The 24024-nt window shown below is 32.7% G+C and carries 20 protein-coding genes and 1 tRNA gene; 13 read left to right on the top strand and 8 right to left on the bottom strand.

The features are described from left to right. The first annotated feature begins 45 nt into the window (after positions 1-45). From ACZZZT_RS01250 to ACZZZT_RS01235, 4 genes are all read left to right on the top strand, one after another. A complete protein-coding gene (locus ACZZZT_RS01250) occupies positions 46-3222 on the top strand; it encodes an efflux RND transporter permease subunit (protein WP_463459172.1) in 3177 nt (1058 codons plus the stop codon). A 160-nt stretch (positions 3223-3382) separates the two neighbouring features. After that, a complete protein-coding gene (locus ACZZZT_RS01245; protein WP_463459171.1) occupies positions 3383-6409 on the top strand; it encodes an HsdM family class I SAM-dependent methyltransferase in 3027 nt (1008 codons plus the stop codon). 40 nt (positions 6410-6449) lie between these two features. Further along, positions 6450-7049, top strand: a complete 600-nt coding sequence (locus ACZZZT_RS01240; RefSeq protein ID WP_463459170.1) for a hypothetical protein — start codon at positions 6450-6452, stop codon at positions 7047-7049. A gap of 4 nt (positions 7050-7053) precedes the next feature. Continuing rightward, positions 7054-7254 carry a hypothetical protein gene (locus ACZZZT_RS01235; RefSeq protein ID WP_463459169.1) on the top strand — a complete coding sequence of 67 codons (201 nt, stop codon included), beginning with the start codon at positions 7054-7056 and terminating at the stop codon, positions 7252-7254. Between the two features lie 9 nt (positions 7255-7263). Here ACZZZT_RS01235 and ACZZZT_RS01230 read toward each other — a convergent pair whose 3' ends face one another. From ACZZZT_RS01230 to ACZZZT_RS01200, 7 genes are all read right to left on the bottom strand, one after another. Continuing rightward, positions 7264-7704: a retropepsin-like aspartic protease gene (locus ACZZZT_RS01230; protein ID WP_463459168.1), complete on the bottom strand. Its 441-nt coding sequence runs from the start codon at positions 7702-7704 to the stop codon at positions 7264-7266. Then, positions 7656-9209 carry a CHAT domain-containing protein gene (locus tag ACZZZT_RS01225; protein WP_463459167.1) on the bottom strand — a complete coding sequence of 518 codons (1554 nt, stop codon included), beginning with the start codon at positions 9207-9209 and terminating at the stop codon, positions 7656-7658. Before ACZZZT_RS01225 ends, ACZZZT_RS01230 begins: the two co-directional genes overlap by 49 nt. Further along, on the bottom strand, positions 9209-10321 hold the full coding sequence (locus ACZZZT_RS01220; protein ID WP_463459166.1) for a tetratricopeptide repeat protein: 1113 nt from the start codon (positions 10319-10321) through the stop codon (positions 9209-9211). Before ACZZZT_RS01220 ends, ACZZZT_RS01225 begins: the two co-directional genes overlap by 1 nt. A 118-nt stretch (positions 10322-10439) precedes the next feature. Then, a complete protein-coding gene (locus ACZZZT_RS01215) occupies positions 10440-12392 on the bottom strand; it encodes a PKD domain-containing protein (RefSeq protein ID WP_463459165.1) in 1953 nt (650 codons plus the stop codon). Positions 12393-12577: 185 nt separating this feature from the next. Next, positions 12578-13567: a hypothetical protein gene (locus ACZZZT_RS01210; protein WP_463459164.1), complete on the bottom strand. Its 990-nt coding sequence runs from the start codon at positions 13565-13567 to the stop codon at positions 12578-12580. 180 nt (positions 13568-13747) lie between these two features. Then, positions 13748-14332 (bottom strand): hypothetical protein, encoded by a 585-nt coding sequence (locus ACZZZT_RS01205; RefSeq protein ID WP_463459163.1) that lies wholly within the window; start codon positions 14330-14332, stop codon positions 13748-13750. A gap of 153 nt (positions 14333-14485) precedes the next feature. After that, positions 14486-14698 (bottom strand): hypothetical protein, encoded by a 213-nt coding sequence (locus ACZZZT_RS01200; protein ID WP_463459162.1) that lies wholly within the window; start codon positions 14696-14698, stop codon positions 14486-14488. Positions 14699-14828: 130 nt separating this feature from the next. Between ACZZZT_RS01200 and ACZZZT_RS01195 the strand changes: the two genes are divergently transcribed. The 7 genes from ACZZZT_RS01195 to ACZZZT_RS01165 all read left to right on the top strand — a co-directional run bounded on the left by ACZZZT_RS01195 (position 14829) and on the right by ACZZZT_RS01165 (position 21399). Next, positions 14829-15413: an RNA polymerase sigma factor gene (locus ACZZZT_RS01195; RefSeq protein WP_042563286.1), complete on the top strand. Its 585-nt coding sequence runs from the start codon at positions 14829-14831 to the stop codon at positions 15411-15413. A 2-nt stretch (positions 15414-15415) separates the two neighbouring features. Then, entirely contained in the window at positions 15416-16135 is a 720-nt protein-coding gene (locus ACZZZT_RS01190) for a tetratricopeptide repeat protein (RefSeq protein WP_463459161.1), read from the top strand. Positions 16136-16418: 283 nt separating this feature from the next. Further along, positions 16419-17513: a PDZ domain-containing protein gene (locus tag ACZZZT_RS01185; protein ID WP_463459160.1), complete on the top strand. Its 1095-nt coding sequence runs from the start codon at positions 16419-16421 to the stop codon at positions 17511-17513. 2 nt (positions 17514-17515) lie between these two features. Continuing rightward, positions 17516-18073, top strand: coding sequence for a S41 family peptidase (locus tag ACZZZT_RS01180; protein ID WP_463459159.1), 558 nt, complete (start codon positions 17516-17518; stop codon positions 18071-18073). Positions 18074-18401: 328 nt separating this feature from the next. Beyond that, on the top strand, positions 18402-19181 hold the full coding sequence (locus tag ACZZZT_RS01175; protein WP_073394618.1) for a TatD family hydrolase: 780 nt from the start codon (positions 18402-18404) through the stop codon (positions 19179-19181). 60 nt (positions 19182-19241) lie between these two features. After that, positions 19242-20378: a 1-acyl-sn-glycerol-3-phosphate acyltransferase gene (locus ACZZZT_RS01170; RefSeq protein WP_463459158.1), complete on the top strand. Its 1137-nt coding sequence runs from the start codon at positions 19242-19244 to the stop codon at positions 20376-20378. Further along, on the top strand, positions 20368-21399 hold the full coding sequence (locus ACZZZT_RS01165) for an asparaginase (protein WP_463459157.1): 1032 nt from the start codon (positions 20368-20370) through the stop codon (positions 21397-21399). Before ACZZZT_RS01170 ends, ACZZZT_RS01165 begins: the two co-directional genes overlap by 11 nt. 219 nt (positions 21400-21618) lie before the next feature. Here the strand turns inward: ACZZZT_RS01165 and ACZZZT_RS01160 are convergent, their stop codons facing one another. Further along, entirely contained in the window at positions 21619-22851 is a 1233-nt protein-coding gene (locus ACZZZT_RS01160; RefSeq protein WP_463459156.1) for an MFS transporter, read from the bottom strand. Positions 22852-22941: 90 nt separating this feature from the next. On the opposite strand from ACZZZT_RS01160, the gene ACZZZT_RS01155 reads away from it, so the two are divergent. Both ACZZZT_RS01155 and ACZZZT_RS01150 read left to right on the top strand, forming a co-directional pair. After that, positions 22942-23817 carry a LysR substrate-binding domain-containing protein gene (locus ACZZZT_RS01155; RefSeq protein ID WP_042563293.1) on the top strand — a complete coding sequence of 292 codons (876 nt, stop codon included), beginning with the start codon at positions 22942-22944 and terminating at the stop codon, positions 23815-23817. A gap of 59 nt (positions 23818-23876) precedes the next feature. Continuing rightward, positions 23877-23963 (top strand) — tRNA-Ser (locus ACZZZT_RS01150). The last annotated feature ends 61 nt before the right edge of the window (positions 23964-24024 follow it).

Below are 24024 nucleotides of genomic sequence, written 5' to 3'. Positions count from 1 at the left end.
AGCATTAAGCTTATTGCCTACAGCCTAAAGCCTAAAGCAACAAATATGAAATTAGCCGAAATATCCATAAAACGTCCGTCGTTGGTAATTGTATTGTTTACAATTCTAACACTTGGTGGATTGTTCAGTTACAGCCAACTAGGTTATGAGCTGATCCCGAAATTTGAACAAAACGTTATTACAATTTCTACAATTTACCCGGGAGCTTCTCCAAGTGAGGTAGAAAACACAGTAACCAAGAAAATTGAAGATGCGATTGCATCCTTAGAGAATGTCAAAAAAATCGACTCAAAATCATACGAAAGTTTATCTATTGTATCGATTACATTAACATCAAATGCAAAGGTCGATTTTTCTTTGAATGATGCACAGCGTAAAATCAATGCTATTATTAGTGATTTACCGGATGATGCAGAAACACCTTCGCTGACGAAATTCTCGCTGAGTGATTTACCAATTATGACACTTGGTGCTAATGGTAAAATGGACGAAGCAGAATTTTATGACTTAATTGACAAAAAAATTGCTCCTATTTTATCTCGTGTACAAGGTGTTGCCCAGGTAAATATTATTGGTGGTTCAGAGCGTGAAATTCAAGTAAATCTTGATGCTGTTAAAATGCAGGGTTACGGATTATCTGTTCCACAGGTACAGCAAAACATTTTGACCTCGAATTTAGATTTCCCAACAGGAAATATCCAAACACGTAATCAAAAAATATTAATTCGTTTAGCGGGTAAATATAAAAGTGTTCAGGAATTAAGAAACCTGGTAGTTTCTTCTCAAAACGGAATTCAGGTTCGTTTAGGTGATATTGCCGATGTTCAGGATACTCAAAAAGTAGCAGAAAAAATATCACGTGTAGATCAAAAAAGTGCTATTGTTTTGCAAATCGTAAAACAATCTGATGCAAATGCAGTAGCGGTAAGTGAGCAATTATTAAAAACAATTGCTATTCTTGAAAATGATTATAAAGCAAATCAATTAAAATTAGAAGTAGCAAAAGATAGTACAATCTTTACTCTTGAAGCTGCAGATTCTGTAGTTCACGATTTATTAATTGCAGTAGTTTTGGTAGCTTTTGTAATGTTGTTCTTTTTGCACAGTATTAGAAACTCATTGATCGTAATGGTTTCCATTCCGGCATCGTTGATTGCTACATTTATTGGTATTTATTTAATGGGATATACATTAAACTTAATGAGTTTATTAGGATTATCTCTTGTTGTAGGTATTCTGGTCGATGACGCGATTGTGGTCCTCGAGAATATTTATCGACACATGGAAATGGGTAAAGGCAGAATTCGTGCATCTTACGACGGAACTGCAGAAATTGGTGGAACTGTAACTTCGATTACATTAGTAATTGTCGTGGTATTCTTGCCAATCGCAATGAGTTCTGGTTTAGTATCTAATATTATTACACAATTTTGTGTTACCGTAATTATTTCAACTTTACTGTCACTTTTAGCTTCATTTACAATTATCCCTTGGTTATCATCTCGCTATGGTAAATTAGAGCATATTGAAGGAAAGAATTTATTTGGAAGAATTATTCTTGGTTTCGAAAGTTATTTAACTCGTTTTACAAACTGGGTTTCTGATTTATTGACTTGGTGTTTAGATCATTATATTAAAACCATTTTAGTTGTTCTTGTATTGTTCTTCGGATCAACAATTGGATTAATGGGTGGAGGTTTCATTGGAGGAGAATTCTTTGCATCTTCTGATAGTGGGGAGTTTTTAGTTCAAATCGAAATGCCGAAAGATGCTTCGTTAGAACAAACCAACTTCATGACGCAAAAAGCAGAAGCTTATTTGAAATCTCAGGAATATGTTCACAGTCAGATTACAACTGTAGGACAAACCAGTGAAGGTTTTGGTGCATCTCAGGCTACTGCTTACAAAGCAGAGATCGACGTAAAAATGATCGAGCAAAAAGATCGTACCGATGATGCTAACGTTTACGCAGCAAAAATCAAACGTAAGCTTGAAAAAGTATTAGTTGGGGCAAAAGTAAAAACGGTTCCTGTAGGTATCTTAGGAACTGCTGAGGATGCTACTTTAGGATTGATCGTAACAGGTCCATCTACAGAAAGTGCTATGGCATTTGCTAAATTAGCTGAAGCTGAATTACGTACAATTCCTGGAACAACAGAGATTAAATTAACTGTTGAAGACGGAAATCCAGAGGTAAATGTTAAAGTTGATCGTGATAAAATGGCAGCTTTAGGATTAACACTTCAAACTGTTGGTTTAACGATGCAAACTGCTTTTAGTGGAAATACAGACGGTAAATACAGAGCTGGAGAATATGAGTACGATATCAACATTAGATATAATGCATTTGATAGAAAAAGTATTACTGACGTTAGTAATTTGATTTTCATCAATTCTTCAGGACAACAAATTAAGTTATCTCAATTTGCTGATATTACAGAAGGATCAGGACCTAGCCAGTTAGAGCGTAGAGACAAATCTGCTTCGGTAACAGTAAAAGGACAAAACGTTGGGGTTCCTTCAGGAACAATTGTAACGCAATGGCAGGCAAAATTAGATAAGCTTAAAAAACCAACAGGTGTAAACTATATCTGGGGTGGTGACCAGGAGAACCAATCGGAAGGTTTTGGTACTTTAGGAATCGCTTTATTAGCTGCTATTATCTTGGTTTACCTTGTAATGGTGAGTTTGTATGACAGTTTTGCTCACCCGTTTGTAGTATTGTTTGCAATTCCGCTTTCGTTTATTGGTGCGATGCTGGCATTGGCTTTGACCAATAACTCATTAAATATCTTTACGATTTTGGGTATCATCATGTTGATTGGTCTGGTGTGTAAGAACGCGATTATGCTTGTCGATTATACCAACCAAAGAAGAGCAGCAGGTGAATCAATCAGAACGGCATTAATTCAGGCGAATCACGCTCGTTTACGTCCGATCTTGATGACAACAATTGCGATGGTATTTGGTATGTTCCCAATTGCATTGGCATCTGGAGCAGGAGCTGAGTGGAAAAACGGATTGGCTTGGGTAATCATCGGAGGATTAATTTCTTCTTTATTCCTAACCTTGATTGTAGTTCCGGTTATTTATAACATCATGGAAAAAATCATTGCCAAAGTTAGCAAAGGAGAAAAAATCGATTATGAAGCAGAAATGGTTGCCGATTATGTGCACACTGAATTAAGCGAAGACGGTTTTAATCCGAAACATACGCATTAAGATTTAAAAATCTTAATATTGAAATTCCAAATTCCAATACTGGAAATGGTAAAATAAAAAATCCCAAATTCCGAAAGGAGTTTGGGATTTTGTTTATAAATAAATCGCGCAATAATCTGCAATATTGTTTTTTAAATTATTTTTGTTTAAAACCTATATAATGTCAAATTCTATTTTTCAACAACTCGATTTTAGTGACTTTGCAAAAGATTGCGAGATCACAGATTTGTTTGATAAGGAAAAAGTGGGACTTATTAAAGTATATGAAAATGCAGGTCAGCCTGTTCTTTTTTTAAAAGAGATTGACGTTTTTGATAATCTTTCTTTAGTTCAAATTGCAGAAATACATCGAATATGCTGGAATTTTCAAAAAGTATTATTCCTTTACGTTTATACTAAAACAGAAATCAGAATTTACAACTGCTCGGAAAAACCTTTTAGCTATAATAAAAAGGATATTCAATATAAAACTTTTGAATCTAATTTAAAGGAAATAGAAATTTACTCTTGTAAAATTTCAGATAAGGAAAAGATTGAAAAATTAAATATAATTTTCTCGAGGTTAGCTATAGATACAGGTTTTATTTGGTCGTCTATTGAAGCAATTGAGTTAAAGAAGAGAATAAATCTAGAAAAAAGGGTTGATAAATATTTGATTCAAAGTTTAATAAATGTATCTCGAGAACTAGAAAAACAGGGACTTTCAGACAAAGATGTAATACATAAATTAGTAATGCGCTCTTTATTTCTGTTGTATTTAGAAGATAAAGGTGCTACAACTAGTGAATTTTACAAATCTTTTTTAAGTGATTCAGATTCCTATTTTAAAATTTTAGACAACCTTGATGCAACATATTCATTATTTGAAAGATTAGCGAATGATTTTAATGGAAGCTTGTTTAATATTACGGAAAATGAAAAAAATATTGTCAGAACTGACCATTTGCATTTAATTAAGAGATGTTTTATTAATGGTTTTAAGGATAATTTACAAATAGATCTTTTTGAAGACTGGAGATTGTTTGATTTTAGTATTATCCGAATTGAATTATTAAGTGAAATTTACGAGAATTTTTTATCAGAATTGGATAAAAAAAGTAAGAAAGATACGGGGACTTTTTACACTCCACCTTCACTAGTTGAGTTAATTCTTAATGAAAAATTATCAGTTAAAAATGGAGAAACAGATTTTAATATTAAAACTCTTGATCCAAGTTGTGGTTCGGGAATTTTTCTTGTTCAAAGTTTCAAAAGGTTAGTAAAACGATATGAGAATAAATACAAGAAGAAATTAAATGATTTTAACATCTTAGTTGATATTCTTAAATCTAATATTTTTGGAATTGAATTGGATTCAAAATCGATTAAAGTTGCTGCATTTAGTTTATACTTAGCGTTATTAGATAACCTTGATCCAAAAACAGAGTGGTGGAATGGTACAATTAGGTTTCCATATCTAATAAATGACCTCAATGATAAATTAATAAAGACACAGGGAAATAATCTCTTTGCACGAGATACTATCTCTGATCTATCAAATATTGAAATTCTTAAAAATTTTGATTTAATCATTGGAAATCCGCCTTTTGGAGAACTTGTTTCTAAAGAGAAAGATATCGAAGGAAATCAAAAAAGTATTAGGAGATATTGTGATCGAGAGAAATTTCCTAAAGAAATGGTTTTGCCCTTTTTGCATAAAGCAAGTTCTCTTGCTCCAAAAGGGGAAATTGCCTTGATTTTCAATACAAAAGTTTTAACTAACACAGGAGGTACTTATCAGAATTTCAGAAATTGGCTATTCAATGAAAATTATGTCGAAAAAATTTATAATTTTTCAATTCTAAGGAAAATATCAGAGCAATATGGTGGACAATTATTTGGATCAGCTGTTGGGCCAATAAGTATCGTTTTTTATAAAAGAGAGTTTCCTGAAAATCCGACAGAATCAATAAAATATTATGCACCTAAAACATATATAAAAAATGATATTTTAGAAGGTATAATAATCGATTCATCAGATGAAAAATATTTACCAAGAATTGAATGCAAGAAACCTAATAGTAAAATTTGGAAAATTGCTATGTGGGGCAGTTATTTTGATTTTGAGTTGATTGAGAAATTGGATAATAAATTTATAAAGTTAAATGAATTTTTTGAACAAAATGATGTTAATTATAAAACTGGGCTAAATGGGGATATCCAAAAACCGGATTTTATTCCAGATTTTATTGCAAAAACAAATAACATCGGAAAATATTATACTCCAATTAATGCAATTAAACCGAATACAAAATATTATAGAAATATTGATGATAGATTATTTATACCGCCATATATAGCTATTAAGAAAGGACAAAAAGATAAATTAATAACAGCATCTCTGATAACTCATAAGGCTTATTGTATGAGTGGTGCATATATTATAAACAATATTTCTGAAATTGAGAAGAAAGCAATTTTGGCGTTAATAAACTCAAGGTTTTCTACTTATTTTTTATTTTTAGTTTCATCTTCCTGGGGAATTGAGCGAGAACAAATAATGTCTAACGAATTTCTTTTTCTTCCTTATTTATTTGATAAAAAAATATTGGCAAAGAAGCTTTCTTTACAAGTCGATAAGATCATTTCTATAAAAAAACAAGATGAAGAGAGTGGATCTAAAACAGATATTCTTCATTTAGAAAAAGAAATTGATCAAATTATTTATAATGATATATTAGAATTAACGGTAGACGAACAAATCATTATTCAAGATACACTTCATTACAGTTTAGATTTATTTGAAAAACAGCAGAAATCTCAATCCGTCTTGTTTGTTAATCAATCTAGTAATTATATTAATAGATTGACAAACGAACTCAATGATTGGCTTAATGATGTTAATTTGAAGGCATCAGCAACAATTTATGATATTAATAGAAATTGTCCATTGTATATGATTAAAATATCATTTGGAGAAGAGCTAGAACCTATCTATGAATCAAAAGAAGATATATACAAAGAATTAAAAAGATTAGATAAGTTTCTTTGGGAGGAAGAAAATAGTAGTCTTTATTTTAGAAAAAAACTAAATTATTATGATGGTAATGATGTCTATATCATTAAACCAAATCAAAGACGTTTTTGGAGTGAAACCACTGCGATGGAAGATAGTAAATCATTATTAATTGAAATTGCAAATGGCTAAAAATTTAAGTTTAATTAATAGCGTTAATTCAAGTTTTGAAATGAAGTGTTTAAAGGTTTTAATTAAATCGTATGAAACTTCAATTTCTGAAAAAATATATTCTAAAGATTGGGAAGAGAAAACATTTTCATCAAATTTAGTTAGCCTCGTGAAAAAATGTGAACTTGCTTTAAAATATAAGTTTGTAATAACAAAGGAAGAAGAACTTGAAGATGATGAAATTGACAAAGGGTTAAAATCTCCAAAAGAGGCAAATCCAATTGATATTAGATTTCACAATATATGGCAGGATTTAAGATTAGATTATAATGTTGAAGCAAAAAACATTTCTGCATCTGAGTGGATAAAATCACAAGGAAGCAAAGTAAATGCTTCTCAGCAACAAACAGAATATATTACTAAAGGAATTGAAAGGTTTCTGACGGGACATTTTAAAAACAAACAAGGTTGTATGTTAGGATATATTGTCAACGGTCAAATAGAAGATATTCTTAAAAAAGTCAACGCTAAAATTAGTTCAAGTAAAGATAATTCAGAATGTATTTGCCATAATCAAATATTGATTAACGATCATCGAATATTCGAAACGACACATTCTCAAAAAGTTTTAAAACATTTATTTTTTAACTTTGCAAATTAATAGTATGAGTAAAATTGAAAGTAAAATATTAAAAGCAGTTGAAAACAGGAAGCTAAATCTTCAAATTTTAGGAGAAAGAAAATGGTATAATTATTTTATATCAGTTAATAAATTAGTTTGGTCAAGAAATCTTTGGGATGGTTATGAAATTAATGTTTATTCAGATGAATATAAAGCGCTACATCTAGGGACAATCAAAATCTAGTTTCGGATTTTATAATTTCAAATATAAATAATGATTAAAATAATCGATAATCGCCTTGCCTTCAAGTAGAACATCAGCACCAATAATGCCGTGAACAGCCTTTGCTTTATAAGCTTCTAAGGCTTCATTTACATGGGAAAGATCAAAAATCACCAAACCAAAATTGGTGTTTTTCCAACTCCCGATTTGTAAATTATTATGTGCCGAAACTTCAGTCTTCATTCCTGTTCCTCCGGCTCCTGAGGCTTTTGTTTTTGATTTTTTTGAAGAGATTTCAAAACGTTCCATACTTTCAAAACCAATGCAGGTGTTAGACGCTCCGGTATCTAAAATAAAATTTCCTGAAACGCCATTTATTTTGGCTTTTATTAGAAGATGCTGCGTTTTAGTAACTTTGAATTTTATTTTCTTGTATTTCTCTTTTTTGAGAACCGCGTGAAGATTTTCCATTTTTGGTAATGATTGAAAATCAAAAATAAGCCAATTACCGTCAATAAACTAATGATGTAAAAGATATAATTGCCTGATTTTTCTTCTGCAGAAATAGAACCATAATACACAAAAGAACTCCAATAATAAGGCGATTTCTTCGCATTCGGAATCGATTTATCGTTTAAAAAATCACGTTTTACATTGGCATTAGCTTCAAAATAAGAAACATCTTTTTTAATATTTTTATAAAAATCTGCCATAAAAACCGACGTTGTATAATCGTTGACTTTCCATAACGAAAACAATAAATTCTGCGCGCCCGCAAACTGAAAACCTCTTGCAACGCTCATTGCGCCTTCGGCTTTATAGAGTTTTCCTATTCCCGTTTCGCAGGCACTTAAAACCACTAAATCCGGATTTATATTGAGATTATACAACTCAGAATACAATATTTCCTGATCATAAAATTTAATGCTGGCCGGAGTTTCAATATCGCCCGAAGAAGCGTGTGTACTTAAGTGCAAAATCGAATATTGGTTTGCGTTTTTTTTAAAATTAGAAAAATTAGCGGTTGAATTCTCTAAATATTTTCCTTTGAAATTCGATTGTATAGATTCTAATTCTTTCTTAGAATAACTCAATTCATAAGCCGTCTTTTCAAAAATTGGAAAAATCCCTAAAACCGTTTTTTCTGAGTTTGAAATGGGTTTTGAATTCAAATAAAAACTCGCCGAAGTATTATAACCAATCTTAAAATCATTTAGTAAATAATGCATTTTGGCAAAATTTGTTGTTTTTGATTCTGTGGTAATCAAAGCTTCAAAAGGCAGGAAATTCAAAATTCCGTCAGGAACAATGATGAGGTTTTTATAGATGACATTTGAAGGTAATTTCAACAAATCATAAACTCTTTTTCCATAATAATTATATCCTGAAATATCGTTTGTAATTGTATCAGCAGAACTAAAATAATCAATAAATTTCACAATTTCGAGCATAGATCTGTGTGCAGTATAAATATGTCTAAAATTGATTCTATTGTTTTGTAAAGTGAAATAAAACAGATTTTCATTTCCGATAAAATAATAAACCAAAACAGCTTTATCCTTTTCTAACTTTGAAAACAATTGTTTTAAATTACAGTTTTCAGGAATATAATCGGGGTTTTCAGATTGAATATTTTTCAGCAAAAGCATCAATTCATTTTGCTTTTTTATAAGCTGATTTATTTTTGAAATATTTGCTAAATCGCCTTTTTGCTGTTCTTTTATAATAGTGTTATTGACATTCTGAAATTGCTGTATAATTTGTTTTTCTTTTGCGGAAGCGTCTTTAATATTTGAACGATAACCTTTTAAAATTCCGGATTTTGTTTTTTCGGCCAATTGAAAAGCGTCGTTTAAATATTGTATTTTACTGTCTTCCTGATACAATCGATCATAAATCAAAAGACATTTCTCGGTACGATTGCGCGCTCTGATTTGGGTTATAATTTTAGAATTTTCATAAATTAATCCATTCATCAAAAGATCTTCGATATAAAAAGAAAGTTTAAAGGCGTCGAGAGCTTTTTTGGATGATTTTGTTTGAATAGAATTTCTGCTTGTAAATCTAAAACATCAATTAAAACCGTTTCAGCATACAATTGATCTTGATTGGGAAAAATGTTTTTTGAAGAATAGTTGGGAATTAGAATTTTAAAAACTGCAGAAATCTGTTTTTCACTTTCATCATATTTTCGCTCATCAAAAAGCAATAAAGCTTTTTCATAATAGAGTTTTGCTACTTTTCGTGGCTGTTGGTTTTGAGTTTGAAAAAACAGCTTTTCAGCTTTTGCTAAATACGAATCGGCGACTTCAAATTGTTGTCTTTGCTTATTAAGAGTTGCCAGATTTCGATAAGAATTAGATAAAGTTTCTGATTGCTCTTTTTCATTTTTCAGATAATGAACCGCCGACTCAAAAGTATTTTCAGCTTTTCGATAAATTTCCGGATGCATTAAATTTCCGGCCGAACTCAATATATAATTACTCCCCAAATTATTCAATAAAATTCCTTTTTGCACATTCGATAATTTCTCCGTTTTCAAAGTACTTTCTAGCAAATCTATAGCCAAAGAAATCTTCCCCGAACTCTGATAAACATTTGATAAATTTAAGATTGCTGCAAATTTTTGTTTTGCCGCGTCAGGATAATTTTTAGAAGTATTGATGATATAAAAATATTGTTTGATAGTGTTTTCTGCACTATCATAATCGCCCAGAACCGTGTATAAATTCCCCAAAGGTTTCAGGCAAAATTCAATAATATCGTAATTAGAAAGTTTTTGTTTCTGATAAATTTGCCAGGCTTTTTCGTAACTCGAAATCGCTTTTTCGGTTTGACCGAATTGATTTTCATAATACGCCTTGTTGCAGTTTAAAACCACAATTGCTAATAATTCATCTTTGGTTTTTGGTTTAGGATTTCTCCAAAACTCAGTTTCAGTATTAGTTAAATTTTGTAACGTTTTCGCGGAAGGATTTGCAACAAAAACATCAATTGAATTGTATATTTTATCTTCTTGGGAAACAGTTTTCTGCCCGAATAAAATTAGAGTTGAGAAGATGAAAATATAGCAATACAGTTTTGTCATTTGTTTAAAATTTTTCGCCACGAATTCACGAATTATTCTTCTTCTTTTTAATGAATAAAATTCGTGAATTCGTGGCTATTTATTTAATAACCTCCGCGCATCTCTCTGGTATAAATCCTTAAAACTTCCAAATTCCATAAAGCTGAAAATAATTAAAACCTTGCTCAAAGTTGATGACATAACGTGCGCCCAAACTCGGGCCAATTCTGGCAAAACCTGCTGTTAAATCAAATAAAAGGCCAGTTTTAAAATCAGCAAAGGAGTTTTTTACCGTATTCGATGTTGTCGTTGTACTGATTAAAAAGTTTTCTTTATCACCTTCGTAAGTTTCGATTTTTATGTTTTGATTTTGTTCTTCAGAGACATTTATATTCGCCTGAATTCCCGCACCAATTCCGATATAATTATTGATGTTGTACCGAATTAAAACAGGAACTTCCCAATTCACATTCTTGTTTTCTGCTGTGGTGGTTGTGCGCACCAATTGTCTCACTCCGTTTGCGTTTGTGTTTATCTGATCGACGACATTAATAGCATTATCGTATTTGTTTAAAGCATTAAGCCATTCAGCCTGCCAATAAAAGCGATACGATTTGAAAGGAGAAATTGTCGCGCCCACAAAATAACTCGTCGATTTTTCAAGATCAGAATAGAAATTACAACCTGCTTTTGCACCAATCGAAATTCCGGGTAGGAATCGTGTAGTGGCGTAGTTGGTAATTATGGGTTCGTTTTTATCAAAAATAATGGCCGTTCTGCTTCGGGTTTTTACTTTGTGAAAGTCTTCGGCAAACTTCATCGAATATTTTACAAAACCTTTTGTAGAATCTTTTTCATGTACATTTTTCTGTTCGCTTCCGGGTAAATAAATGTTTTTGAAAGTAAAGAAAATCTGTTTTTGTTTGATAATTGTATCAAGGCAACTAACGGTTGGAACCTCATCTTTTGGACAAATCGGACACTTTGGATACATGTCTTCGATCTGAAAAGTCTTTTTATCGAACATATCCGGAATATCAGTTTCTAACCGAATCATTCTCGCCGGGCCTTCGCCATTATTTTGAAAGCGGGTTTTAAAGTTCACTCTTTTAAAACGAACCAATCTGTAATTCATAAAACTTCCGTTTGAGCCCATTTTGTTTGGATCGTGAGAAGTTACGATTTCCATTTCCAGATTCTTTATTTTATGGTTTTTATAACTTCGATTCGGAACAAAAATTCCACGCATTGTAACTGTTGCGCTCGTATCTTTAATCATTTCCGGAGTCGTTTTAAAAGTATAAAAAACATTGTGCGTTTCACCGGGATTTTGATCATCAAATTCTAAAACCGAAACATTGTGATACGTTTTATTCGCGTCTAATAATGAAGCATCAAGATCTTCTTCGGCAGTTGTGTTTCGGTATTTTTTAAGATTCAGAATGTTTTCGGCGGAAGCCAGATAATTTTTAGAATCATCAAGATCATCGACAGAAGCGATGGTATTTTCTTTTACTTCACGCTCATTTGCATAAGTTCTAAAGTCGACCAATTCAAAATTATTGTTCTTGAATTGTTTCTCATTATAAAACAAATATAGCTTTCCGCCCGATACATAATTCTCGAGGTTTTGATAACCAACCACAACTACCATTTCCTGTTCTGGAATTGGGTCGCAGTTTTTGATAATGGCAAATCCGTTTTGGTCTGCGATAGATGCAATGTCTTTATAATTGGTATCTGTAATGTCGTTTACAGCCACTTTTTTAGGTCGTGTTGCCGGAGGTTTTCCGTTGTCGTAATTGTTGGTTACGGCAAGTCTTGTGGTGTAAGTTCCTTTGTTTTTATACACATGTTTGGGTTCGGCTTCTTTACTATAATGACCGTCGCCAAGTTCCCATAAATAAGAATAACTTGGTTTTGGTGCGCCCGCAATAGGAATCAATGGCGGTGTTTCGGGTTTATAAGTAACGGCGTTTCCGTTCTGGATAAAACCAATATTGGCTCTTCGGGTTATGGTGTCTTTTACTTTGGTTTGCGAGAAAGAGATTATAGAAAAAAGAATAAAGAGAATAGATGATAGTGGTTTCATAACTAGGTAATTTTTTAGCCCTGATAGTAGTGGAAATCCTTTTTCTGGCTTCTTTAGTCAGGAAAAGATTGAAACGAATAGCAGGATTAGCTTCTGAAAATCATCAGAGTTAATTTTAAAACTGGATTAAATGTAAAAAAAGTGATGAGCAAATCACCACTTTTTCTTAAAAAGTATTTTATAACTTACTGAATAGCATTGATTGCGGCTACCAGTTGTGCTTCGGTGCCAACGGTTGTTTCGGAAAGTGTGAAAGTATAAATGTCGTTTGCAGCAACGGTTACCGCTTTAATTGCATATCGCCATTGACCATTATCTTCGGTTACAAAGATCACGTGACAAGCTAAACCAATTGGAATTTGTCCGTAATGTTCGCTAAATAATCCTTGTGGGGTATAAGTGTCCAATTTTGCAAGCGCATTTGTTCCTTCACCATCATAAGAAAGATAAACAGCACTATTTTCATTGTCGTAACCTTCAGGAACATCAACAAGAAGTGTTGTTTTAGGTCTCGGATCGCTGTAAAAACGGTCTACATTTGTCCAGCCAAAATTTCCGAATGTTACATAATAATTTGCACCTTCGCCTTGTACGCCTCCTTTTCCTCCGCCATTTCCGTCAGCATTTGGTTTATTTTCTCTCCAGGCCAATTCTCCGTTGTCGTCAATTGTACCATTCCATAATGTCATTGCATTATCAAGTCCGTCAGTTAAAGCTGTCGGAACAATTAAATTCATCGTACAGGAAGTTTGAAGTTCAACGCCGCCCTGAGTAGCTTTGATAAAGAATTCTCCACCGGAAATTAATAAGTTTTTCTTTCCGTCGGCAGTAACTCCCATTGTTGGTTTATTGGTTACCAGCATGTTTCCCTTGTCAAAGAGTTCAATATATTCAATTTCAATAGTTCCGGTTACCGCATTTCCGTTTTTGGTTAAACAGTCTCCGTTAATGTTTAATTTTACTCCTTTTGCAGAAGTTAGTGTAATCAAACCATTTCCGGCAGTTGCTGTAAAATTTTGTGTATTTCTTTTAACCCCTTTTTCGCTAATACTTTTAAAAGCTCCAGAAGTTGGCGGAAGAACAATATTATCTTCGCCGTCGCTGTTATTGTCGCAACTTGCAAATAAAAATAGTGCTAAGCATAAAAGTCCTAATTTTTTAAAATTTGTGTTCATGATTTCTGATTTTTATAAATCTGCCCTGATTATTTCAAGTGGTTTCAGATTCTGGTTAATTATAGTTTTATATTCTTATATCAATTAAGGTTTGATATTGTTACCCTTATTTTTAAAATTTATTTTTCAACTTGTTTCTGTAGATATATCAATTGAGCGTTTAAATTGTTACCCTATATTTTAATTTACTTTAAAACCCAATGCAATATAGGGTTGTGCAAAATCGGGAGCAGGACCTCCGGCACCATAAAAGTTGGAACTTAAAAAAACGGCATTTCCTTGAGTAACAGGATAGGGAACGGTTGTATTATTTGATTTTCTCAATAAGCGCCCCACGGTTTGGTTAAGCGCGGTATATCCCGGAAGAATGGTTCTTTTTACGGTAATAATATCGCCTAAGTTTACTAATACAGGCGTTATTGACTGGTAATCTAAAGTAGTTTGCGAAAAAGTATGTACTCCGCTATAGCTTGTATTGGTAGTTGTATTGATGACCTCCATAGTATAACCGCCGCTGTAAGTGGATGGATTTTGATATCCTACGCTGCAAATTTCTCCATTGGCGTTAATCTGGATCGTATATTCATGCGTTTCCAAATCCATTGTTGTAAGGTCGTTATAGCCATTTGCAGCTGTAAAAGCATTTGTAATTAATGTAGAAACATAAGTTGTATCACATACATTATTTGTTGGGTTGTTGTCGTTATCACAGCTGCTTATTAAAGTTGCCGCAAAACAAAATATCAAAGTTTTAATTGTTTTCATGATTTCTAATTTTATAGTTTAGTAATAGATGTTTTTTGATGAAAAATTGTTACCCTAAATTTTTGATTTATTTCGAAAAGCATTTTTCTTCGAATAAATTTCCGTCTTCATCAAGTGCGACGAGTATGTCTTTCTTCCGCGAAAGCGAAACGATTAAATAGATCCAGATGATAGTCCAAAACCCGAATGTGATAACGGTAAGGAAGAAATGAAACGGATGATTGATTTCTTTTTTTCTTTGGATAAAACGGCATAAGGCAATTTTTCGTTATGCTCGATAATCACAAAACCGTTTCTGATTTTAGAAGAAAGGGTTTTATGAAATTGATCCAGATTTTTTTGATTTATTAATTGGTAACTTTCCATTTCTTTTAATTTTTAATTGTTTTTAAAAGAGTTTTATATTGCTATATCAACTTGATTTTATAATTGTTACCCCATTATTGAGAATTTATTTTGAGATTATTTTTACATTAGCTATTTAAAAGTTGTTTTTATGGGCAAAATCAAAATTCATCCCGATCAAAAATATATCGAAGGACTTGCGGCTAATAATTCGGCAATCATTCAGGAGATTTATAAAAAGTTCGTTCCCAAGGTTGTCTTTTATATAAAGAACAATTCCGGAGATCAGGATCATGCTCAGGATGTGGTTCAGGAAATCATGATTTTGCTTTTTAATCAGGCAAAAAACAAAACGCTGGAACTCACTTGTCCTTTTGATGCTTACTTTTTCTTGTTATGCAAAAGAAAATGGCTCAACGAATTGAAAAAAACATCTAATAAAGGGGTAACAATTCATGAAGATGTGGGATCTATAAATGAATGCGGAGTGGAATTGGTAGAGCAAACCGAACAATTTAATGAAAAACAACAGCTTTTTGACGCTATGTTTCTAAAATTGGGAGACAAATGTCAGGAATTATTAAAGTTGAGTTTTACCATTAAGTCGATGGAAGAAGTTGCCGAAAAACTCAATGTAACATACGGTTATGTTCGCAAGAAAAAATCGTTGTGCATTGGCCAGTTAACACAATGGATTCAGGAAAACAACAACTTTAAATCGCTAAAAAATAATTAGTCATGAACGAAGAACGTTACATAACATTCGATCAATATCTTCAGGATGAAATGACTGTTGAAGAGAAAAATAGTTTTGAAAAACAATTGGCAGAAGATCCCGAATTTGCCGCCGAATTTGAAACTTTTAAAAACGTACATCTTCAGCTGGAAACTAAATTTGGATATGAACAGGAAAGAGAAGCTTTCAAAGAAAATCTAATAAAAGTTTCGGATAAACATTTCAATAAACCAAAAGTAATTGCACTAAAACCTTGGTATTATGGTGCTGCGGCAGCTGCCGTAATTTTGATGGGATTATTTTTTTATAATTATAGTCAAAAGCCTTCTTTTGAAGATTTTAATCATCCGGAATCGGCTTATTTTACAGAAAGAGGCAATGTTGAGGCAACGCTAAAACAAGCAGAAACAGCATTTAATTCAAAGGAATATAAAAAAGCAATTCCGCTTTTTGAATCTATTTTGAAAGAAAATCATACACCGGAAATTCAATATTTTTACGGAGTTTCATTATTACAAGACAATCAAATCATAAAAGCCCAAAATGTTTTTAATCAACTAAAATCAGGAACTTCGGTCTATAAAGATAAAGCAACGTGGAATTTAGCTTTAATTAAATTAAAACAAAAAAATTACAATGCTTGTAAAGAAATCCTGCTTACAATTCCTGAGGATTATGAAGATTATGTAGAAGTTCAGATTTTGTTGAGAGAATTGGAATAAAAGCTAAATCGACCTTTGTCAAAGTTTCAAACTTTGACAAAGGTTTTATACGCATTCAAACCCGACAGGTTTAAAACCTGTCGAGTTTACACTATGGCAACTTTACGTGGACTTCTCCCGAAGCTTAGGGAACCGCTTAGTCTGACAAAATTTGTGTAAAAAAGCGATGTTTAAAATCCGTTTTTACGTAAACCCGTAATCGAATTTAGAAATTTAGTTCTAAATTCGATTTTTAATTTTATAAAACAGCCAAAACCAATTTACAGATTCTAACCTTTATTTAATGAAAAAAATTACTTTATTATTTGTTCTTGTGCTTTCTCAAACCATTTTTGGTTTTGCTAAAATTACCGAAACCGAAAAACTTGCAGCAACTTGCAAAATCTGGGGATTTTTGAAATATTACCATCCAGCCGTTGCAAGCGGAAAAACCAATTGGGATGAAAAACTTTTTGAGGTTTTGCCTAAAATTGAAAGCGCAAAAACCAAAGAAGAATATTCAGCAGTAATAGAAAAATGGATAGATGATCTGGGAGTTGTACCCGCAAATAAACCTCTTGCAGATGATCCGAAAAAAGATTTTTTTAATGAAAATCTAAACTTAGACTGGACACAAAAAGACAAATTGTTTTCTAAAAACCTTTCTAACAAATTGAAATTTATAACAGACAATAGATTTCAAGGAACAAATTATTATGTAAACCGTGACGGAAAAGAAGTCAAATTTCAGTTTGTTAACGAGCCGGAATATGCAGAATTTTTATGGACAAATAAAAATTTACGTCTTCTGTCTCTATTCCGTTTTTGGAATTATGTAGAATATTTTTTTCCATATAAATATAAAATGGATCAAAAATGGGATGATGCTTTGGTTGAAATTCTGCTGCATATAAGTGCTCCGGCATCTGAAAAAGAGTTTTTATTAGCAATGCGCGAAATATCTATTAAACTTAACGATACTCATGCAGCGACTTTTAATATGCAAATGATGCAGTATTTAGGCGGGGAGAAATATACTGCTTTTGGGACTAAATTCATAGATGATAAAGCCGTAATTACTACTATAGCAAATGATTCTTTAGCAAAGATTGACGATTTAAAAATAGGAGACGTTATCACTAAAATTGACGGCATAACGGTTGCACAAAAATTAGACGAACTCCTAAAATATATGCAGGGTTCTAATAGGCCAGCTGCTATATTAAATGGGGCCCTTGTAATGTTTACAGGAAATACAGATGATTTTGAAGTTGAATTTATTAGAGATAATGTCACTTCGGTAAAAAAATACATCGTTATCCGAATGGAAAAATTAAAAGATCACCGCCAAAAAATAGTCCAAATTGGGAAATTCTGGAAAACAACATCGGTTACGTGAAAATGAATAAAGTACCAAAAGAAGAAGTGCCGGAAATGATGGAGAAATTAAAGAATACACAAGCTATAATTTTCGATGTTAGGAACAGACCAACATATACGGATTTTTTAGTTAGTGAATATTTAAACCCGGAACCGAAACCTATTTTGAGATTACTTTATCAGGATTTGAGTTATCCTGGACGTTACTATTTTAGTGATGAGATGGAAGAATGTGGTAAAATCAATACAGATTATTATAAAGGTAAAGTAATTGTTTTAGTAAATTCAGGAACTCATAGTTTTGGAGAACAAACAGCAATGAGTTTGCAAACGGCACCAAATGCAACTGTTATTGGCAGTCAAACTTCTGGTGCTGACGGGCCAAATTATTACTTTAAGATTATCAAAGGTTTTGATTCCTCTTTTACTTCAGCAGGTGTTTTTTATCCAAATAAAAAAGAAACGCAACGTATTGGAATTGTTCCTGATATTGAAGTAAAACCAACTATTGTGGGAGCTCAACAAGGAAAAGATGAAGTACTGGATAGAGCTAAATTGTTTGCTAAAAACGGGAAATAATAGTGAGTATTAATTTCTCGCTTGCTTTGTCAGACTGAGCGACCCCGAAGCTTCGGGAGAAGTCTCACAAAGAGAATCATCAGAGATACCTTTGTCAAAGTTCAAAACTTTGTCCAAATTTTTTTATGTATTCAAACCCGACAGGTTTTTATCCCGAGGCTTCGGGACTGTCGGGTTTATTATTAAGAAGCAAAGAGAAAAAAATCAGCGCCCAATCCGCGTTTTCACGAAGTGAATCCGTGTCATCCGCGTGCCATTTTCGTCATAACATTCAAATTGGGAAAGTTTTTAATATTGTCGTAATTTTGAACCTTTAAAAATTAGAAACTTGAATTCAACGACAATAATTACCGATACACATACCCATTTATATTCTGAAGAATTTGATCAGGATCGCGATGAAATGATTCAAAGAGCCATTGATGCTGGCGTAACCCGCTTTTTTATTCCTGCAATAGATGCTGCTGCAACACAATCAATGTACGATTTAGAGCAAAATTATCCGGATAATGTGTTTTTAATGATGGGTTTGCATCCCACTTACGTGAAAGATAATTATCTGGACGAGTTGAAGCACGTTGAAGCTGAACTGGCCAAAAGAAAATTCTACGCCGTTGGTGAAATCGGGATTGATTTGTATTGGGATAAAACGCATTTAAAAGAGCAGCAAATTGCTTTTAAAAGACAAATTCAATTAGCAAAACAATACAAACTGCCAATCGTAATTCATTGTCGTGAAGCTTTTGATGAAATTTTTGCAATTTTGGAAGAAGAAAAATCAGATGATTTGTTTGGGATTTTTCACTGTTTCTCCGGAACTCACGAACAAGCTTTACAGGCAATATCCTATAATATGAAACTGGGAATTGGTGGAGTTGTAACTTTTAAGAACGGAAAAATTGATCAATTTTTAAATCAAATCGAATTAAAACATATTGTTCTTGAAACTGATTCGCCGTATTTAGCACCAATTCCATATCGCGGAAAACGAAATGAAAGCGGTTATTTGGTAAATGTTATTGCCAAATTAGCCGATATATATGATGTTTCTGAAGAAGAAATAGCGACAATTACAACACAAAATTCAAAAGACGTTTTTGGGATTTAACCCTATAGTTACTTAACTTTAGTTTTTTTTTGTTCTTTTGCCCACTAAAAATAGATATTAATGCAGAAATTTGATGCCATTCGACCGTTTTATGATTCTGAAATAAATGAAGCACTTCATGATGTTGTCAATCATCCGATGATGAAAACCATGATGAACTTTACTTTTCCGGAAGTAGAAGATGAGGTTTGGAAAGAGCAACTTAAGAAAACACATTCGATTCGTGATTTTCAATGCAACTTTATTTATAATACCATCCAAAAGGTTCTTGAAAAAAGTTCTGAAGGACTTACAACTTCAGGATTTGAGAAACTTGAAAAAAATACTTCTTACCTATTTATTTCGAATCACAGAGATATTCTTCTAGATACAACCTTATTAAATGTTTGTTTGTTCGAGCATGGTTTGGTAATGACAGCATCTGCAATTGGAGACAATCTGGTTAAAAAAGCATTTTTAAGCACATTGGCAAAACTGAATAGAAACTTTTTGGTTTTAAGAGGTTTAACACCGAGAGAAATGCTGCAGAGTTCTAAATTGCTGGCAGAATATATGGGACAATTATTGCTTCGCGAAAATCGTTCGGTTTGGATAGCTCAAAGAGAAGGACGTACGAAAGACGGAAACGACGAAACTAATCCAGGCGTTTTAAAAATGATTGGAATGGGTTCTGACGAAGCCAATTTGATGGATTATTTTAAGAAATTAAAAATTGTTCCGGTTTCAATTTCATACGAATATGATCCTACGGATGTTTTGAAAATGCCGCAATTAATGGCTGAAGCAAACAACGAAGTTTACGTTAAAGATAAAAATGAGGATTTCATGACCATTTTGAGTGGTATTATGGGAACCAAAAAAAGAATACATATTTCTGTTGGTGATGTTCTTGATACAGAAATAGATAAGATTGTGGCTGAAAATGACAATGCCAACAAACAAGTTCAGGCGTTGGCACAAGTAATTGATGATTCTATCTTGAAGAATTACCAATTGTGGCCAACAAATTTTATTGCTTACGATATATTAAACGAAACTGATAAGTTCTCTCATTTGTACAAAGAAACTGAGAAATCACTTTTTGAGCGTCGTTTAGAAATGCGTATTGGCAGCGATAATCCGGTTACAAGACTAGGGTTTTTATCAATGTATGCCAATCCAGTTGTCAATAAATTAAAATATCAGGATGTCATCTAAAGCTAAAATACTCTTAATCTATACCGGCGGAACCATCGGTATGAGCAAGGATTTTGCAACTGGTGCACTCAAAGCGTTTAACTTTGATAAACTATTGCAAAACATTCCTGAAATTGAACAATTAGATTGCGAAATTGAAACAGTTTCATTCGAACACCCAATAGATTCATCGAACATGAATCCTGAAATGTGGACGAAAATTGCTGAAATCATCGAAGAGAATTATAATTCTTATGATGGATTCATAGTATTACATGGTTCAGATACAATGTCATATTCGGCATCTGCATTGAGTTTTATGTTGGAGAATTTGGCAAAACCGGTTGTGTTTACGGGTTCTCAATTGCCAATTGGTGATTTGCGTACCGATGCAAAAGAAAATCTGATAACGGCAATTCAAATTGCTTCTCTTCAGGAAAACGGAGAGCCGGTTATCAAAGAAGTTTGCTTGTATTTTGAATATAAATTGTACCGCGGAAACCGAACTTCAAAAGTAAATGCAGAACATTTTAGAGCTTTTACAGCGCCTAATTATCCTGAATTGGTAGAATCCGGTGTTCATCTTAAATTAAACTCACATTTATTTCTTCCTGTAAAAAAAGATGCCAAACTAATTGTCCATAAAAAATTAGACAATCATGTTGCGATAATAAAAATGTTTCCGGGAATGAGCGAAGTTGTTTTGTCTTCAATTCTTGAAATTAAGGATTTAAAAGGAATTGTTTTAGAAACTTATGGCTCAGGAAATGCTCCAACCGAAGATTGGTTTTTAAATTTAATCCAGAAAGCCATTCAATCCGGTCTTCATATTGTAAATGTTACACAATGCTCCGGCGGAAGTGTAAATATGGGACAATACGAAACAAGCACAAAACTAAAATCTCTGGGCGTTATTTCAGGAAAAGATATTACTACAGAAGCCGCAATTACAAAATTGATGTATTTGTTGGGTCATAATATTCCGCCAGCTGAATTTAAAGATATTTTTGAAACGGCGTTGCGTGGGGAAATTTCGTTGTAAAATTATTTCACCATATAATTGATATAAGTTCATTTTAGAAGAAGTTTAAAAAATGAATTTGATTTCGTTTGTCACATCGAGCGGAGTCGAGATGCCGCAAGTAGCTCCGTTCCTAATGTACCAGTCTTTGTCGAGTTTCTGGTGGAGATTTCTCGTTCCTCGAAATGACAAGATTGTAGATAGACGATTGGAATTTGGAATTTAAAAAAATTGGAATTTTTAATCTTTATACCGAACGGCACAAGTTTCCAACTCTTCTTCAGTACTCTGTTTTTTATAATACACATAAACAATTACCGAAATAATACAGATAATTCCCTGAATGGCAACTGTATTTCTGGTTCCGATGATATGAGAAACGTAACCAATTATCAAGCTTCCCACAGGAATCATTCCCTGATAGGCCATTAAATAATAACTAATACTTCTGGATCGCATATTAACAGCACTTTGCGTTTGAATGTAAATGTTTATAGATGAGGTTTGTGCCATCATCCCTACACCGCTCAAAGCCATGCAAATAAGCGCCACAGTTAAACTATTTGAATAGGCTAGTATAATGATGCTAAAACCTAATAATAAGCTCGCAGCAATCATTATTTTGCTCATAATATCAGATCTTTTAAGATTTGCCAGATAAATGGCTGATAAAATAGAACCAATTCCGGCTGCGCTTTCAAACCAGCTGAAGGTTTGGGCGTTTCCGCTAAAAATATCTTTTGCAAAAACAGGCATCAAAGTATTAAAAGAAATAACGAATAAGCTGCTGCACATTAGCATCAAAAGCATTTTTGCCATTTCTGCTTCTTTTTTTACATAATCAAAACCTTCGATAAAATCTTCCAGCATTTTAAATTTATCTGTTGCTTTTATATGTGGAGTTATTTTCATCATTAATAACGAAATCAAAACGGGAATGTAGCTAAGGAAATTTCCAATAAAACAAATGTCTTCGCCATATTGATGTAAAATAATTCCGGCGAGAGCCGGACCTGCAATTCGGGCAAAATTATTCAAAGTAGAATTTAGGGCAACTGCGTTTGATAAATCTTCTTTATTGTCAACAATGTCAATCATCATCGTTTGTCTGCAGGTCATATCAAAAGAGTTTATAATTCCCTGAAAAAGACTTAATGCTAAAATAAAATTGATATTGTATATTTTTAAGTAAATCAATAAAGCCAAAGCCCCAGCCTGAAACATTGCGAGAGACTGCAATAAAATCATGGCTTTGTGTTTGTCATAACGCCCAATAATGCTTCCTGCTAATGGTGCCAAAAATAAAGATGGAATCATACTTAAAAAGGTGGTTAAGCCTAATAAGAAAACTGAACCTGTAACACTGTAGACCATCCAGCTTACAGCTGTTTTCTGTAACCACGTTCCAACAACAGAAACAGATTGCCCGTAAAAGAATAACTTGAAGTTTTTTGATCTTAACGCTTTAAACATAACCTTAAATATTTTTTACAAAGTTCGGGATTATGATTTCATTAGAAAAATTAATAATTTTACTGATAATAAGTATTTAAACTTATCGATATGGAGATTTATCAATTAGAATATTTTATTAAAACAGCCGAAGTTCTTCATTTTACAAAAGCTGCCGAATTATGCTTTGTAACACAATCCGGTTTGTCTCAACAAATAAAAAAACTCGAAGAAGAGCTGGGAATGCCTTTGTTTGTGAGAATTGGAAAGAAAGTTCAGCTTACCGAAGCAGGTTCTGTTTTCCTGGTTCATGCCAAACAAATTATAGAAAATGTACAAAGCGGCAAACAGGCAATTGACGATTTGAACCAAATGATTGGCGGCGAATTGCGAATTGGCGTAACCTATATTTTTGGACTTTTAGTTTTACCGGTTGTAAATTTGTTTGCTAAAACATATCCACATTTAAAAATTGTTGTTGAATATGGCACAACGGAACCTTTGGAACAAAAACTATTAAACAACGAATTAGATTTGGTTTTGGTAATTTCTTCTAATGAAATTGAACTTCCTTTTCAAAAAGAGCCGTTGTTTAGGTCAAAATTGGTTTTGGCTGTTTCAAAAGCACATCCATTAGCCGTTTTAGATAAAATAACCTTTAAAAAAATAGAAGATCTCCCACTTATTTTACCCGTAAAAGGATTTAATTCAAGAGAGTTTTTGGATGAATTGTTTTTAAAAAACAATATGAAACCAAAAGTCTCGATAGAATTAAACGCAGTTCATGCTTTATTACGTTTGGTAGGTGATAGTGATTATTGGGCTACCATTGTGACAGAGAAAGCTTTACAAGGCTGGAATAATATAAAGGCAATTAACATTACAGGAGTTACAACGCAAAGAGATTCGTTTATGTTAACGATTGAAGGTGCGTATCAAAAGAAAGCCGTAAAACTGTTTATGGAAGAATTTAGAAAAAGCATGTAAGTAATCTTTGATTTTGTTTTTCTAACTCAGTTTTTTTTGTGTTCTTTGCAAACCAAAATAGAGAGGTGTCCGAGTGGTTTAAGGAGCTAGCCTGGAAAGCTAGTATATGGGTAACTGTATCGAGGGTTCGAATCCCTTCCTCTCTGCGAAAATGATTTTATAAAAAACCCTTGTGAATAACTTCGCAAGGGTTTTGTTTTTTAGATA

It is taken from the genome of Flavobacterium sp. AC274 (assembly GCF_979258275.1).
The sequence above is the reverse complement of the archived record's forward strand: the minus strand, read 5'-3'. Positions and strand labels throughout refer to the sequence as shown.

What these genes read in the sequence shown, in the direction of transcription:
- ACZZZT_RS01180 (WP_463459159.1), top strand. Translation starts at nt 17,516, where the DNA reads ATGAATAAAGTACCAAAAGAAGAAGTGCCGGAAATGATGGAGAAATTA.
- ACZZZT_RS01210 (WP_463459164.1), bottom strand. Translation starts at nt 13,567, where the DNA reads ATGAACACAAATTTTAAAAAATTAGGACTTTTATGCTTAGCACTATTT.
- ACZZZT_RS01230 (WP_463459168.1), bottom strand. Translation starts at nt 7,704, where the DNA reads ATGGAAAATCTTCACGCGGTTCTCAAAAAAGAGAAATACAAGAAAATA.
- ACZZZT_RS01220 (WP_463459166.1), bottom strand. Translation starts at nt 10,321, where the DNA reads ATGACAAAACTGTATTGCTATATTTTCATCTTCTCAACTCTAATTTTA.
- ACZZZT_RS01240 (WP_463459170.1), top strand. Translation starts at nt 6,450, where the DNA reads ATGAAGTGTTTAAAGGTTTTAATTAAATCGTATGAAACTTCAATTTCT.
- ACZZZT_RS01170 (WP_463459158.1), top strand. Translation starts at nt 19,242, where the DNA reads ATGCAGAAATTTGATGCCATTCGACCGTTTTATGATTCTGAAATAAAT.
- ACZZZT_RS01225 (WP_463459167.1), bottom strand. Translation starts at nt 9,209, where the DNA reads ATGAATGGATTAATTTATGAAAATTCTAAAATTATAACCCAAATCAGA.
- ACZZZT_RS01215 (WP_463459165.1), bottom strand. Translation starts at nt 12,392, where the DNA reads ATGAAACCACTATCATCTATTCTCTTTATTCTTTTTTCTATAATCTCT.
- ACZZZT_RS01185 (WP_463459160.1), top strand. Translation starts at nt 16,419, where the DNA reads ATGAAAAAAATTACTTTATTATTTGTTCTTGTGCTTTCTCAAACCATT.
- ACZZZT_RS01165 (WP_463459157.1), top strand. Translation starts at nt 20,368, where the DNA reads ATGTCATCTAAAGCTAAAATACTCTTAATCTATACCGGCGGAACCATC.
- ACZZZT_RS01200 (WP_463459162.1), bottom strand. Translation starts at nt 14,698, where the DNA reads ATGGAAAGTTACCAATTAATAAATCAAAAAAATCTGGATCAATTTCAT.
- ACZZZT_RS01245 (WP_463459171.1), top strand. Translation starts at nt 3,383, where the DNA reads ATGTCAAATTCTATTTTTCAACAACTCGATTTTAGTGACTTTGCAAAA.
- ACZZZT_RS01205 (WP_463459163.1), bottom strand. Translation starts at nt 14,332, where the DNA reads ATGAAAACAATTAAAACTTTGATATTTTGTTTTGCGGCAACTTTAATA.
- ACZZZT_RS01235 (WP_463459169.1), top strand. Translation starts at nt 7,054, where the DNA reads ATGAGTAAAATTGAAAGTAAAATATTAAAAGCAGTTGAAAACAGGAAG.
- ACZZZT_RS01250 (WP_463459172.1), top strand. Translation starts at nt 46, where the DNA reads ATGAAATTAGCCGAAATATCCATAAAACGTCCGTCGTTGGTAATTGTA.
- ACZZZT_RS01160 (WP_463459156.1), bottom strand. Translation starts at nt 22,851, where the DNA reads ATGTTTAAAGCGTTAAGATCAAAAAACTTCAAGTTATTCTTTTACGGG.
- ACZZZT_RS01195 (WP_042563286.1), top strand. Translation starts at nt 14,829, where the DNA reads ATGGGCAAAATCAAAATTCATCCCGATCAAAAATATATCGAAGGACTT.
- ACZZZT_RS01190 (WP_463459161.1), top strand. Translation starts at nt 15,416, where the DNA reads ATGAACGAAGAACGTTACATAACATTCGATCAATATCTTCAGGATGAA.
- ACZZZT_RS01155 (WP_042563293.1), top strand. Translation starts at nt 22,942, where the DNA reads ATGGAGATTTATCAATTAGAATATTTTATTAAAACAGCCGAAGTTCTT.